This window comes from Thalassotalea sp. Sam97 (assembly GCF_041379765.1).
Taxonomy (GTDB): Bacteria; Pseudomonadota; Gammaproteobacteria; order Enterobacterales; family Alteromonadaceae; genus Thalassotalea_A; species Thalassotalea_A maritima.
The window spans coordinates 3085043-3099592 of record NZ_CP166919.1 but is presented as its reverse complement, the minus strand read 5'-3'; the positions used below and the strand labels follow the sequence as shown (position 1 = coordinate 3099592).

10 protein-coding genes are annotated in these 14550 nt (G+C 43.4%); 9 read left to right on the top strand and 1 reads right to left on the bottom strand.

Annotation, left to right across the window (positions count from 1 at the left end; genetic code table 11):
• Entirely contained in the window at positions 1-1683 is a 1683-nt protein-coding gene (locus ACAX20_RS13865) for a chloride channel protein (protein ID WP_371187128.1), read from the bottom strand.
• Positions 1684-1779: 96 nt separating this feature from the next.
• Here ACAX20_RS13865 and ACAX20_RS13860 point away from each other — a divergent pair, with 96 nt between their 5' ends.
• The 9 genes from ACAX20_RS13860 to ACAX20_RS13820 all read left to right on the top strand — a co-directional run bounded on the left by ACAX20_RS13860 (position 1780) and on the right by ACAX20_RS13820 (position 14534).
• Positions 1780-2490, top strand: a complete 711-nt coding sequence (locus ACAX20_RS13860) for a DUF6776 family protein (protein ID WP_371187126.1) — start codon at positions 1780-1782, stop codon at positions 2488-2490.
• A gap of 77 nt (positions 2491-2567) precedes the next feature.
• Positions 2568-2909 (top strand): iron-sulfur cluster insertion protein ErpA, encoded by a 342-nt coding sequence (gene erpA, locus ACAX20_RS13855; RefSeq protein ID WP_371187124.1) that lies wholly within the window; start codon positions 2568-2570, stop codon positions 2907-2909.
• A 154-nt stretch (positions 2910-3063) separates the two neighbouring features.
• Positions 3064-4149, top strand: coding sequence for an efflux RND transporter periplasmic adaptor subunit (locus ACAX20_RS13850; RefSeq protein ID WP_371187122.1), 1086 nt, complete (start codon positions 3064-3066; stop codon positions 4147-4149).
• Entirely contained in the window at positions 4150-7278 is a 3129-nt protein-coding gene (locus ACAX20_RS13845) for an efflux RND transporter permease subunit (RefSeq protein ID WP_371187121.1), read from the top strand.
• A 319-nt stretch (positions 7279-7597) separates the two neighbouring features.
• Positions 7598-9019, top strand: a complete 1422-nt coding sequence (locus tag ACAX20_RS13840; RefSeq protein WP_371187120.1) for a M20/M25/M40 family metallo-hydrolase — start codon at positions 7598-7600, stop codon at positions 9017-9019.
• A gap of 200 nt (positions 9020-9219) precedes the next feature.
• The gene (locus ACAX20_RS13835; RefSeq protein ID WP_371187119.1) at positions 9220-10086 is read left to right on the top strand and encodes a TraB/GumN family protein; all 867 of its coding nucleotides are present in this window, start codon (positions 9220-9222) and stop codon (positions 10084-10086) included.
• A 183-nt stretch (positions 10087-10269) separates the two neighbouring features.
• A complete protein-coding gene (locus ACAX20_RS13830) occupies positions 10270-11052 on the top strand; it encodes a 3-hydroxybutyrate dehydrogenase (RefSeq protein WP_371187118.1) in 783 nt (260 codons plus the stop codon).
• 123 nt (positions 11053-11175) lie between these two features.
• The gene (locus ACAX20_RS13825) at positions 11176-12099 is read left to right on the top strand and encodes a PHB depolymerase family esterase (protein WP_371187116.1); all 924 of its coding nucleotides are present in this window, start codon (positions 11176-11178) and stop codon (positions 12097-12099) included.
• A 158-nt stretch (positions 12100-12257) separates the two neighbouring features.
• Entirely contained in the window at positions 12258-14534 is a 2277-nt protein-coding gene (locus ACAX20_RS13820) for a TonB-dependent receptor (protein WP_371187114.1), read from the top strand.
• Positions 14535-14550 lie beyond the last annotated feature (16 nt).

The window sequence follows — 14550 nt, the reverse complement described above, 5'->3', positions numbered from 1 at the left end:
TTAAACATTCCCCTTGGTTAATAACGCGCGTATTTTCTCAAACGCGAGGATACCAACAATATTGTCGGTTTCTTTGTGGTAAATATAAACAGCACCTTGGCGTTTTTCTGATAGAGCAAAATAGGCTTCAGAAAGTGTTGCTTGTGAGCTTATTGCCGGCATCGCTAGCGTTTGTATTGCTTGTTCACTGTCTTCAAGTGGATGCCAGTTTAAATCGATATGAACTAATTTATATGGCATGTCTGCACTTTCATCACGAATCAGCAGTTGCCCCTTATCGATGGCTTTGAGTGTGGCTTTAATTTGTTTGTTGTCGCTGGATTTAATCACCGTAAAATCTTTATCCATATGAGATAGTACGCCGTGTTTTTGTAACACTTGTTCTACTGGCGAGAGCTGATAGGGTAGCTGTTGAAATTCCAGTTGCTGTAGGAAAACCGAGCGGTTTTTCCAAAATTGTGTTGATGTTAAGTAGGCGCTAGTGATTACGACCATAGCTGGCAAAATTAGCTGTAATTGATTTGATAGCTCAACAATGGCAAGCAGCGCCGCTAACGGCGCGTTCAACGTTGCTGCCAACATACCGGCCATACCGAGTAGGGCGTAATCACTGGCAAAATTGCCATCGCTAAATATAAATCCAAGGCAATAGGCCATCAATACACCCGCAATAGCGCCAATGCCTAACGTCGGTCCAATGATACCGCCAGGAATACCAAAACCCAGAACAATAACCGTCGCAATAAATTTGGCAGCGAGCGCCGAGACGATGATCCATATATGGATATTGTCATTCAGCATCGAGTCAATAGCGCCAAGACTCGCGCCCATTGATTGCGGTACCAGTAAACCTATGATACCCATAAATAATGCAGCCATTAACAATCGTTGCGCCATATGTATGTGCTGCGTATGGTTAAGTACTTTGAGTAGGCTGGTGTTAAATGCTTTCGCTAAGGTACCAAGTAACATACCAAAAATAATTAGCATGGGATAATGCCAATAATCGATGACTATATAGGAAAAAAATTCAAATTCATGAAATGGACCGAAAGCCGCTTGTGTCATCAATGAACCAACAATCGACGCGAGAATAACGGGAACGAATATATGCAACTTATATTCACGCAGAATGACTTCCATAACAAAAATAACGGCAGCGAGTGGGGTGTTAAAACTGGCAGATATACCCGCTGCGATACCGCATGCACATAAGGTTCTAATTGAGTTGTAAGGGAGCGCCAACTTACTCCCTATGTAAGAGCTGGCTGCAGCGCCAATGTGTACAGCAGGTCCTTCTCGGCCAACAGAAAAGCCTCCTGCTAGCGCTGCTATGCCACCAAAAAATTGTGTTAAGGTGTTTTTAAATGGAATCACACCATAGGCGCTTTTTAATCGATATAGCACAAATGGAATACCCATACGAGCGTACTTAAAGCGGGCGATAGTCGCCACCAAGAGAATAAAGCAAACAGCGATTAAGGGGGTTATAAATCGATAAAATTCTGATAAAGTGGTGTAGTCGTCAACATTTTGCAGATATAACAGCTGAATAGATTCGACACTAAAGCGAAAAATAATAATAAAAATCGACGCTAAAATTGCGCCAGCAACCCCTAATAAACATAATTGTAAAGACGGTTCTGGTTTTGCTAGCTTTTCTCGTAATGACGCTAGAGGCATAGATAATCTATTTAGTCTTGTTGTTATTGGTTAATTTAGCCGAAGTATTTTTATGGTCACCCATCCGGCGCCAGGAAGTTATATAGTACGTTAAAAATGAATTGGTTAAAATCATTAACATTGTCTGATCTTCGTCAGCGCTTCGGCGCATTCAAATTACTTATTGCTATGGTGGCATGTGCGCTGCTATTGGCTACGTGTTCGTTCAAACTAGGTAATACCTATCAGGCGCATCAAACACGCATTATTGCTGAGCAAAAACAACGCCTAGATAATTTATATCAATTGCACGATCAAGCCCAAACGCAGATCAATATGTTGCAGGTTGAATTGGAAATAGAGCGCTTAGCCAATCAAAAAGCACAACAGACCCTAAAGAGTATTGAAGATGATAGATTTTCATTACGCAAGCAATTAGCCTTCTACGAAAAAATAATGGCCCCCGAAAAAAATGCTAACGGTGTGATCATTGATGAAGTTGAAGTGATATCAACAGCAAGTGCAAACCACTATCGTTTCCGTGTTGTATTAGTGCAGCAACAACAAAGTAAACGCTATGCGAAGGGCCATATTGAGGTCGCGTTTAATGGCAGCCTACAAAATCGCCCTGCCACGGTTAATCTGAGTAATGTCGCAGACTTAGGCAAAGACGCTTTATCATTTAGTTTTCAATACTTTCAAGTCATTGAAGGTGAGTTTACTTTGCCTGCGGGTTTTGTTCCTGAGCAGATAGATGTGTCAGCGGTATTAGCCACCAGTAACCGACAACGCCTTAGCGAAAGCTATGCATGGCCAACAAATACTTGATCTAAACGCTCAGGTTTAAGATAATTCACACCTGAAAACTTTTAACACAGTTCTTTTAACTTAGGCAAATTACCCCGATGTCAGACAATCAATTTCCAATCCAGTTTAGTGACGCAGCAGCAAACAAAGTTAAGTTCTTGATTAGTGAAGAAGAAAATCCAGAGCTAAAACTTCGTGTGTATGTTACCGGTGGTGGTTGTTCTGGTTTCCAGTACGGCTTCACCTTTGATGAAAAAGTCAATGAAGGCGATATGACTATCGAAAAACATGGCGTAACCATGGTCGTTGACCCAATGAGTTTACAATATTTGGTCGGTGGTACAGTGGACTATGTTGAAGGCTTAGAAGGCGCGCGCTTTTTAGTTGATAACCCTAATGCTGAAACAACCTGTGGTTGTGGTGCGTCATTCTCAATTTAATATCGGTAGTTGATATCTCTGCCTCTGGTCATATCATGGCGAGGGGCTTCTTCCATCGCAATCAACGTATTGTAAAATTATTTGCTGATTAATTACGCAATTTCGTTTTATAATCAAAATATTAATAACGATTATAACGACATTGGAAAGATCTATGGCAACAGGACGCCATAAGGGCCAATGGTTGGCCGAACGTCCCTACATTCTTGCTCTGCTCATTGTCCTCGCGCTGATCGTGTGGATGCTCTCTGGTGCTGTCGGTAAAAAATCCGATCAGCAGGTCAGTAGTCGTCCGGCAATTATCCTACCAACTGTGCAAGTACAAACCTTTCACGCTAAAAATGTTGAAAATACCGCAGCGTTGTACGGTCGTACTGAACCCGATCGACAGGTTATCATTCAAGCGCAAGTCAGCGGTGAAGTTATCCAAACCTATGCCGCTCGGGGCTCGTTTGTTAAAAAAGGTGATGTGATCGCCAAAATTGCGTTAAATGATTTACTGGCAAAACAAGAACATTATCGTACCTTACTCAAGCAACGCAGAGTTGAATATTATGGCGCCAAAGCGCTATTTAAAGACGGTTATCAAAATGAAGCCGTGTTAGCGCAACGCTTAGCTGATGTTACCGAAATAAAGGCTGAGCTGGCTAAAGTTGAATTAGATATTGAAAACACCACAATTGTTGCCCCATTTGATGGCGTTTTAAATGAGCGTTATGTTGAAGTTGGTGACTATGTCGCTGTCGGTGAAAACCTGGCTATGATTGCCGATTTAAACCCCTTGGTGATACGGGCGCACATTTCTGAAAATCAAATCGCTTTTATTAGTGAAGGCCAAGTCGCTGAGGTTAGCTTACTTAATAAGCAACGACTCAGTGGCAAGGTGCGTTATATTGCCAGTGTTGCTGATGACCGTACTAATACTTTTAAAACCGAAATTGCCGTTGTTAATGATGACCAACATCATTTAGCGGGCATCAGTGCCGAGGTTAATATACCGATGGCTACAGTATCAGCAATCAAGGTCAGCCCAGCGCTCTTAGCGCTAGATGAGCAAGGCAACCTCGGCATAAAATCGGTAATCGATAACACGGTGGTGTTTGACAAGGTGCAAATCGTCAAGAGTGATGACGATGGTATTTGGCTCAGTGGTCTTGGCAGACAGCCACGCATTATCACTTTAGGGCAGGGGTTCGTGCGAGCCGGTGACCAAGTTGAGGCAGTTGAGGTTACGAACTAAATGGTGTCAGTTATCGATGCGGCAGTATATCGAGCTCGAGCCGTTGTTTTAATCTTTTTACTGCTGCTGATCAGTGGTTTCATTACTTATCTAGATATTGCCAAAGAAGCGAACCCTGACGTAACCATTCCGCAAATTTATGTTTCGATGATCCATGACGGTATCTCACCAGAAGATGCCGAACGAATGCTCGTGCGGCCGATGGAAAATGAACTGAAAGCAATCGAGGGTATAAAACAAATGCGCTCTATTGCCAGTGAGGGGCATGCCAGTGTTACCTTAGAGTTTGTGCCGGGCTTTAATGCCAAAGAAGCACTCGCTGATGTTCGCGATAAAGTCACCTTAGCCAAAGCCAAATTACCTGATGACAGCGAAGAACCGGTGGTGCGAGAAGTGACTGTGGCTAATCAGCAACCTGCTGTCACGGTGTTTCTATCTGGCCCTGTAACCGAGCGTGGCCTGATCACCATCGCGAGAGATTTAAAAACCCAGATTGCTAGCATGCAAGAAGTGCTGGAGGTTGATATTGGTGGTGATCGCGAGGATATGCTTGAGATTATTGTCGAGCCTTTGTTAATGGAAAGCTATGGCTTAAATCAGAATGATATTTACCAGTTGGTGTCACGTAATAATCGCCTAGTACCTGCCGGTACTATGGATACAGGATTAGGGCGTTTTGCGGTAAAGGTCCCCTCGGTTTTTGAAAATATTAATGACTTATTACAACTTCCGGTAAAGGTTCGAGATGATAAAGTTGTCACTTTTGCCGATATTGCTGTTGTTCGCCGAGCCTATAAAGATCCCACAAGTTATGCTCGATTAAATGGTGAAAGAGCGATCTCTATCGAAGTTAAAAAACGATCTGGGCAAAATGTTATTGATACTGTTGCTAACGTCAAACAGCTCATTGAACAGCAGCGTCAGGCTTGGCCAAAGCATATCCAAGTGGATTACACAGGCGATCAGGCTCGCGTTGTTAACGATATGCTTGGTGATCTACAAAACAATGTGATATCTGCTGTGCTACTGGTGGTGATCGTTATTATTGCCGCGTTAGGGGTTCGTACAGCGTCGTTTGTGGGCTTGTCAATTCCTGGATCGTTTTTAACCGGAATTTTAGTGTTAAGTGTCTTTGGCTTAACGGTTAATATTGTTGTCTTGTTTGCCCTCATTATGGCGGTGGGCATGCTGGTTGATGGGGCGATTGTTGTTACTGAATTTGCAGACAGACAAATGAATGAAGGCCAAACCAAACAACAAGCTTATATACTTGCTGCTAAACGCATGGCATGGCCGATTATTGCTTCAACAGCGACCACCTTATCGGCATTCGCTCCGTTGTTATTTTGGCCCGGGCTGGTTGGCGAGTTTATGAAGTACTTGCCGATTACCTTGATTGCCGTGTTAACAGCATCATTGATCATGGCGTTAGTTTTTGTACCAACCATGGGCGCGCTGTGGGGCAAACCAAGGCCAATCAGTGCGCGCATGGAACAACAGTTACTCCTTACCGAGCAAGGTGACTTAACCCGTTTAGATGGTTTACTTGGCCGTTACGTTCGCCTGCTTGCTCGAGCGATAAATTACCCTTGGTTAGTGTTAATGTTCACGGTTGCCTTTGCGATAACGGTATTTGTCAGTTATTGGTCGTCAGATTTAGGCACCGAGTTCTTCCCCGATATAGAGCCTGATGGCATTAACTTAATCGTTCGCTCATATGGTGATTTATCGATAGATGAGAAAGACACAGTGATGCGTGCTGTGGAAGAGCGAATACTCGACATTAAGGCGATAAAGTCACTTTATACCTATGTCGGCGGTAACGATATTGTTGGCCGTATGCGCATTAATTTAGTCGATTGGCAACAGCGAGTATCAGCACAAGATGTCGTTGCTGATATTCATCGACGAGTCGCGAATTATGCAGGTGTCGAAGTAGAAGTACGTAAAGACAAAATGGGACCACATCAAGGTAAAGCGCTACAGCTCGAGTTAGCCTCTCGTGATCCTGACAAGTTACAACACGCGGTACGTTTGATAAGTCAAATGATGCATGATGACAAGGCGTTTACCAATGTTGAAGATGGGGCGAGCAAACCAGGCATCGAATGGCAACTAAATGTTGATAGAGCCTTGGCGGCAACATTTTCAGCAGATGCCACTTTGGTAGGGACATCCGTACAGATGGTCACTAATGGCCTAAAACTTGGTGAATATCGTCCTGACGATGTCGATGATGAATTAGATATACGTGTTCGTTTTCCTTCAGAAAAGCGCACCATCAGCCGTTTAGATGAGTTACGTTTATACACTGAAGGCGGTTTGGTGCCAGTAAGTAATTTTGTCGACAAACAAGCGGCACCGAAAGTTGATGTGATACGCCGTATTGATGGGCGCCGAGTGATCAGTATATACGCCGATATGGCACCGGGGTATTTGCTTTCCAAACAGCTCCCTAAACTGCAACAAGACATTTCACAACTGGATATTGATTGGTACGCGGTTGACGTTCTCTTCACTGGTGAGAATGAAGATCAGCAAGAAGCGCAAGACTTTTTGTTGTACGCATTCTTTGTCGCTTTATTTGTCATGGCGATTATTTTGGTCAGCCAATTTAACAGCTTTTATCAAGCCTTTTTAATTTTATCCGCTGTGCTGTTTTCAACGGCTGGGGTATTGTTGGCACTGTTAGTGGCCAATAAACCATTCAGTATTGTCATGTCAGGCCTTGGGGTGATCGCCCTTGCGGGTATAGTCGTTAACAACAATATCGTTTTGATTGATACCTACAACGTACTTCGTAAGCGAGGGTTATCGGCAAAAGATGCAATATTGCGAACCGGCGCACAGCGTTTACGCCCAGTATTGTTAACCACAATCACCACCATACTCGGCTTATTGCCTATGGTGTTGCAGGTGAACCTCGACTTTATCCACCGCGATATCAGCATTGGTTCTCCTTCTACCCAATGGTGGGTGCAGCTGGCAACGTCGATAGCCGGCGGTTTAATGTTTGCGACGCTACTGACTCTAATTGTGACGCCTTGTTTGCTCGCCATTAGGGACTATAAACAACAAGCTGAGCAGGCGTTACCATGCTACCCTGTATCAACCTATGAAGAGATTTAAATTTGTAATACCAATCACATTAAGTTATTGCCCACTCAGTGAGAATTTAAAGGCTTTTAAGCAAGGCTTTGATTGCAGAGAATGGTTATTCCATTGTCAAAATCAGTTACGCAGCATAAAAGCTCTTAAAACTCACCCGTAGGGAGTTTACCAGAGGCCCATTTACGGTCCTATATTTCATTAATATAGAATGACTATATCAATGAAATCTATGTTGTAACTGAACCTCTGCCCTAATTCTGAGTTGGGCACAAACTTAGTGTAATTGGTATAATCAGCCCTTACCTCTTTGGTGTAATAAGAGTTTCAGGAAATTAATATGCTTAAAACATTAATAAAAATAACATCGGCAGTGACTGTGCTGACTTTAGCAAGTTGTGCGGTTACCTCACCAAACTACCTAACTGACTCCGAACAACAAACGATTGCGCAATTGCAGCAAACGGCGATGACCTCAGATTTGGCTTATCAGACGCTGGAATCGTTAACCACCGAAGTGGGCGCGCGTATGATTGGCACCGAAGGCGATAAACGCGCCATCGCTTGGGCTCAAGAAAAAATGCACAGCCTCGGTTTTGATAAAGTATGGACAGAAGATGTCGCTCATTATGAGTGGATCCGCGGTGATGTAGAAGCGCGTGTTTTAGCGCCATTCCCGCAGCCGATTAAAGCCATCGCTTTAGGTGAAAGCGTCGGTACGGGGGAGCAAGGCATTCAAGCTGAGGTGGTACACTTTGAAACCCTTGGCGATTTAAAAAAAGCACCAGAGGGTAGCTTGCAAGGGAAAATTGCCTTTGTTTCGTATCGCATGGAGCGGTTAAAAACAGGCGCAGGTTACGGTAAGGCTGTGGGCGCTCGTGTAGTTGGCGCAAGTATTGCCGCTAAAAAAGGTGCTATTGGTTTTATTATGCGCTCAGTTGGTACGGCCAATAATCGCACACCACACACAGGCATCACCCGTTATGAAAATGGCGTAGAACGTATTCCTGCCGTAGCCCTATCTAACCCTGATGCGGATTTATTGGTTAACCAATTTAAACGCGATTTACCGGTGGAATTTTTCTTAAAAGTGACGGCGATGCGCAATGAAGTTGTTGCCGTTAAAGGGGCTAATGTGATTGGTGAAATTACTGGCTCCGAGTTTCCTGAGCAAATTGTTACCCTAGGTGCGCACTTAGATAGTTGGGACGTTGGTACAGGCGCTGTTGATGACGGTTTGGGTGTCGCTATGGTTATGGCCGCCACAGCTCATATTGCTAAGCTGCCTGAGCGCCCTAAGCGTACCATACGAGTGATCTTATTTGCCGGCGAAGAGGTTGGCTTACTAGGTGCTAAACAATACGTTATCAACAACAAAGATGAATTAGCGAATCATGTTATTGCTGCCGAGTGGGATTTTGGTTTAGGCCGCATATATTCGATGCAATCGAATGTGGCAGAGCAAGCGTTACCTGCCATGGAAGAACTTGCGGGCTATTTAGCACCATTGGGCGTTGCCTACAATAAAGCCAATAAGGCGCGAGGTCAGTCTGATATGGGTCTTGTCACTGATAAAGGTGTACCAGCAATGAATTTCACCCCTGATGGTACTCGCTATTTCGACATCCATCACACCGAAAATGACACGCTAGATAAAGTAACGCCTGCAGACTTAAAGCAAAATACCGCGGTATATACTGTATTCGCTTATTTTGCTGCTCAGGCGGATGTTGAATTTAGAAAGCTAGTGGGTAATAAATAGCCAGCTTTACTTTACATTCGTACCACAAAAGGCCAACATTAAGTTGGCCTTTTTGTTTTAGGTAGTCCAAGGCCATGAGCGAGCTTATGCCTTAACTGGTTGGTTAGCAAGATAAATGCATACCGAATATTTTTCCGGTATTGCAGGCTTGCACGAGGCTAACGGCTCATATAAAAAGCAAAACACAAAAGGATATATATATGACTAAAATATGGACTCTGAGCTTAACGCTGTTGATGTTGCTCGTTAGCAATGTGAGTACAGCTAAATCGCCCGTATGGCAAGTTGAAAAAAATGGTAAAACAGTATTTATTGGCGGTACCATTCATTTACTTGGACAACAAGACTATCCACTGCCGGCTGCATTTGATCAGGCATATGAAAAATCACAAGTGCTGGTGTTAGAAGTCGATCTCAATAAAGCTCAGACACCACAGTTTCAACAGCAAATGTTGGCTCAAATGACCTACCAAGATGGCCGCACCTACGCGGATGTGTTGCAATCTAAAACAGTAGAGCGCCTTAATACCTATATGCAACAACGTGGTTTACCTGTCGATAACTTTAAAGTGTTTAAACCATCATTGTTATCGATCACATTAACCATGGTGGAATTACAGCGTCTCGGTATTGCGGGTACTGGCGTTGATATGTTTTACAGTATGCGTGGCAGTAATGATGCCAAACGTTTTCAATACTTAGAGTTGCCAAACGAACAAATTGAATTTTTAGCGGACCTAGGCAAAGGCTTTGAAGACGAATACATTAATTACACTCTAGATGATATGCATCGTTTAGCCGATATGATGAGTGAGATGAAGGTTGCATGGCGTCAAGGCGATAATGATGCACTTTATGACCTAGCCGGTAAAGAGTGGCAACAGAACTTCCCTCAGTCGTATCAGTCAATCATTGTCGAACGTAATAACAACTGGCTAGCTGACATTGAATCGTATTTCAGCAGCGATGAAGTTGAGTTTATTTTAGTTGGGGCAATGCACCTTGTCGGTAATGAAGGTGTTCTCCAGAGTTTGCGCGACAAAGGTTATCAGATCACGCAACTTTAAAGGCAATATTTCTAATATCAAGAGAGAGCATTTATGCTCTCTTTTTGTTTTGTCGCATTTACTTTTAGGTCATCACCATGTCCATTATTGAAAGCGATGTGTATGGTACTAAGGTACTAATTCATTTCCCTATGGTTTTCTTTACACTGCTACTTAATGGTTTGAAAATTTGGAATAAATTCGATGTTATCAGGAAAAGTAGCACTCATTACCGGCTCAACCAGTGGCATAGGTTTGGCAACAGCCCACGTATTTGCAGCAGAAGGCGTTAACATTATTTTGCACGGCTTAATGCCGACCAGCGAAGGGCAGGCGCTAGCGCAAAAATTTGCAAAAGACTATCAGGTTAACGTGGTGTTTGATAACGCTGATTTAAGCGATCCTGAGGCTATAACCGCGATGGTCGCTAGCGCTACAGAGCAACTTGGTAGCATCGACATATTAGTCAACAATGCCGGCATTCAACATACTGATAGCGTCGTTAATTTTGCCAAACAAAAATGGGACGACATTCTAGCGGTTAACTTAACTGCGGCATTTCATTTGATGCAAGCAACGCTACCGAAGATGCAAGAGAATCATTGGGGGCGAGTCATTAATGTTGCTTCGGTACATGGCCTTGTCGCTTCGGCGAATAAAGCCGCTTATTGTGCTGCCAAGCATGGGCTGGTTGGTTTAACAAAGGTGGCGGCGATTGAGTGTGCTGAGCAAGGCGTTACGGTTAATGCAGTGTGTCCAGGTTGGGTTAATACGCCATTAATTAAATCGCAAATCAATACCATAGCAGAGCAAAAAGGCATTAGCTTTGAGCAAGCAAGTTACGACTTAGTCACCGCAAAGCAACCGTTACCGGAAATGATGGATCCTATTCAGATTGGCGAATTTATTTTATTTTTATGCCGCGATAGTGCGCGTTCGATAACTGGTGCGGCGTTACCTATGGATGGTGCTTGGACGGCACAATAATCAAAATAGCAATGATACCAATTAAACCAATTAGACTATGTTTGTGCCCAACTCAGAGTTAAATTCTCACTGAGTGAGCAATAGCTTAATGTGATTGGTATAACAGTCGTTTGAGGGATAAACATGAAAGCAATAAAACGTTACCTATCTGGATTGGCAGCACTATGCGCTTTTCACACAATGGCCGTACCAACGTTTACGCCATTAGTCGACTTTGGCGCTAATCCTGGTGAGCTCACCGCAAGCTACTATAAAGCTAAAGCCGATGCTGAGGCAACGGTGGTATTGCTGCATGGTTGTACCCAAGAGGGACAGCAATTTGCGATAGATAGCGGCTTCTTAGCGCTTGCGAAACAACACAACTTTAACCTGCTGGTGCCGCAACAAAGTAGCAAAAATAATATTCAAGGATGTTTTAACTGGTTTTCACCGCAAGATACCAGCAAAGATTCTGGGGAATTATTGTCATTAAAAAATATGATGCTCGCTAGTGCCCCTGCCGGTGATCAACAATTTTATATTGTTGGTTTATCGGCAGGCGGTGCGATGGCAAGTGCTTTTATTCATCACTATGCCGATTTGGTCACCGGCGGAGCCATTGTTGCAGGCATACCGTATCCATGTGCAGACAATTTAACCAAAGCGATAGCGTGTATGCGCCATGGTCCCAATCCTCAGCAAAGTGCTTTGACGAAACCTGCTAACGCAAGTATCAATTCAGCCAAGCAAACTCTGCCTCGTTTATCCGTTTGGGCTGGTGCAGATGATCGCGTTGTTAATCCTAAAAATGCCCGAGCTATCACTCAACAATGGCTTGGCGAAACCGATCAAATGTTAACATACCAAGCTGAAAATAAGGCGGGCTATAAGCATACAAGATGGCATAATCAGTCGGATGTGATGCTGGAGTTAATCGAATTAGAAGGGGGAGGTCATGGCTTTTTCATTGATCAACAGCAAGCGCGTGAAAAGACTAACCCGTACATTTTAACGGCAAACGTCAGTGCCTCACAGCATATCATTGCTTTCTGGCACTTGAATAAATAGATATTAAACAAAAAACAATAATAACAATGAGATAGCGGGTGTTGGTGGCGTACTACTATAGTACACATTCTTTTTTGTTAAGCATGGTTTACAGTGTAAAACAACTAAAAAGCCATTCAATGATCGGCAATATTATAAAAAGTAACTTGGGGAATGTTATGGAACAAAAGCGTAAAAACTTAAGCTGTCTAGCATTAGCTGTCGCTGCGGCATTGAGTAACAGCAGTGCGTTAGCAGAGGAGGCATCTGAAGCGAAGGCCTCCGGTACTCAATTAGAAGTGATTGAAGTGACAGCGCGAAAGTCTGTTGAACGATTGCAAGAAGTACCCGTTGCGGTGACATCATTAGGCGCTGAAGACATTGCTGATCGAGGCATTGAGGTCATCACCGAAATTCAACAATTTTCTCCAAATACAACGTTACAGCGTAGTCGTGGCACCAACTCCACCATTACCGCGTTTATTCGTGGGGTTGGTCAGCAAGACCCGTTATGGGGTTATGAGCCAGGTGTAGGTATTTACATTGATGATGTTTACATCGCTCGCCCACAGGGCGCGGTACTAGATATTCTTGATGTTGAACGGGTGGAAGTTTTGCGTGGTCCGCAAGGAACACTCTATGGTAAAAACACCATTGGCGGGGCAATAAAATATGTCACTAAAAACATGTCAGGTGATACTGAATTCAATGTGCAAGGTAGCATAGGTAGCTATAATCAGCGCGACTTAAAAGTGACTGGTCAAATCCCTCTGATAGAAGACAAACTTTACTTTGGCTTTGGCGCGGCGACATTGCAGCGTGACGGTTTTGGTGAATATTTAATATCTGATTTAGATGGTCAGGATAAAGAAAACTACAACAAGGATCTGGTTGCTGGCCGTATTACCTTAGAATATCGTCCTATCGATGAGTTATTTTTCAAACTTAACTATGACAAAACCGAAGATGACTCTAACGCCAAAGGTGGTTACCGCTTGTTGCCAAGTATTCTAACCGATGCACCAGTACCTGATAGCGTTTATGATTCATATACCAGTATGCCGACCTGGAATAAAGTTGAGTTGGAAGGGGTTAGCTTAACAGCTGAATGGGATGTATCAGATGTGAGTACGTTAAAATATATCGCCTCGTCTCGCGAAAGTTATTCACCAACCAATATCGACTTTGACAATACACCATTACGAATCTTCGATGTACCAGCAGTTTATGATGACGAGCAAACAACGCACGAATTACAATTTAATACCGTAGGTGATGATTATAAATTTGTTTCTGGTTTATATTACTACGATGGCGAGTCATGCGGTGTGTTTGATGCCATTTTAGAAGTGCTAGGTAATGCCATCGGTACCCCAGGCTTAACCCGTGAAGTAAGCGGTTGTAACAATTCCACCAGTAAGGCGGTATATGCACAATTAAGTTACGACTTTACTGACCAATGGTCGATGACGGCAGGTGCGCGCTACACCAAAGATGAAAAAGAAGCCTACGTAAACAATGGCTTGATTTTTGATACAGTGTATCCTTGGTCAGGTTGGGTACCCGGTTATGCTCGCCCTGAAGGCGACTTAGTACCTGAGGTTTTAAACGATAAACAGGATTGGTCTAAATTTACTCCGCGTATTGGTGTTGAGTATCAAGCGCATCGTGATTTAATGTTCTTTGCAAGTTTTGCTCAAGGCTTTAAATCAGGTACTTTTAATCCACGCGCATCAACGGCTGAATCGGCAGCAGATCCTGAAAACGTCGATTCATATGAAATCGGTATGAAGAGTGAATGGTTAGACAACAGTTTACGTGCCAACGTGACCTTGTTTAGCCTAGATCATAAAGATCGCCAATATATCTCGGTCTTGCCGGGCGACTCCGCATCAGACTTAAATCAGCGCTTGGGTAATGTTGGTAGCTCGGATGCCACCGGTGTTGAAATGGAATTAATGTACCTTGCGACAGAAAACCTGATGTTAATGGCAAGCTTAGGTACCATTGATTCAGACTTTAAAGAGGTGATTGATTTTGATGCTAACGGTAACCCGTTTGATAAATCAGATCGCTTTACTATTTCTAATACGCCAGATTACACCTATAACTTAGGTGCAGAATATATATTGTCTTCTAGTGTTGGTGATTTTGTCTTTAACGCCAGCTATTACTACCGTGATGACTACGTGTTGTTTGAAGAAGATAGTCTATTAACACAAGACGGCTACGGTATTTTCAATATGGGTGTTAACTGGTTAAGTGATGATGGACATTGGCGTGTTGGTTTGCACGGCAAAAACTTAACCGATGAAGAATATATGATTGGTGGTTACCAATTCGTGGCACCGATAGAAGGTGGTGGTTATATTCCAGGATTAGGCGGCGATAATACTCTTATCGCATACTACGGTGACCCTCGCACCGTTAGCCTAACCGTGGGGTATCAATTTTAGTTGTTGAGTTTATAGG

Bases quoted from the DNA above. Each gene is read 5' to 3' on its own strand.
- ACAX20_RS13845 (WP_371187121.1), top strand. From the start codon at position 4,150: ATGGTGTCAGTTATCGATGCGGCAGTATATCGAGCTCGAGCCGTTGTT.
- ACAX20_RS13825 (WP_371187116.1), top strand. From the start codon at position 11,176: ATGAAAGCAATAAAACGTTACCTATCTGGATTGGCAGCACTATGCGCT.
- ACAX20_RS13840 (WP_371187120.1), top strand. From the start codon at position 7,598: ATGCTTAAAACATTAATAAAAATAACATCGGCAGTGACTGTGCTGACT.
- ACAX20_RS13860 (WP_371187126.1), top strand. From the start codon at position 1,780: ATGAATTGGTTAAAATCATTAACATTGTCTGATCTTCGTCAGCGCTTC.
- ACAX20_RS13820 (WP_371187114.1), top strand. From the start codon at position 12,258: ATGGAACAAAAGCGTAAAAACTTAAGCTGTCTAGCATTAGCTGTCGCT.
- ACAX20_RS13850 (WP_371187122.1), top strand. From the start codon at position 3,064: ATGGCAACAGGACGCCATAAGGGCCAATGGTTGGCCGAACGTCCCTAC.
- ACAX20_RS13835 (WP_371187119.1), top strand. From the start codon at position 9,220: ATGACTAAAATATGGACTCTGAGCTTAACGCTGTTGATGTTGCTCGTT.
- ACAX20_RS13865 (WP_371187128.1), bottom strand. From the start codon at position 1,683: ATGCCTCTAGCGTCATTACGAGAAAAGCTAGCAAAACCAGAACCGTCT.
- erpA (WP_371187124.1), top strand. From the start codon at position 2,568: ATGTCAGACAATCAATTTCCAATCCAGTTTAGTGACGCAGCAGCAAAC.
- ACAX20_RS13830 (WP_371187118.1), top strand. From the start codon at position 10,270: ATGTTATCAGGAAAAGTAGCACTCATTACCGGCTCAACCAGTGGCATA.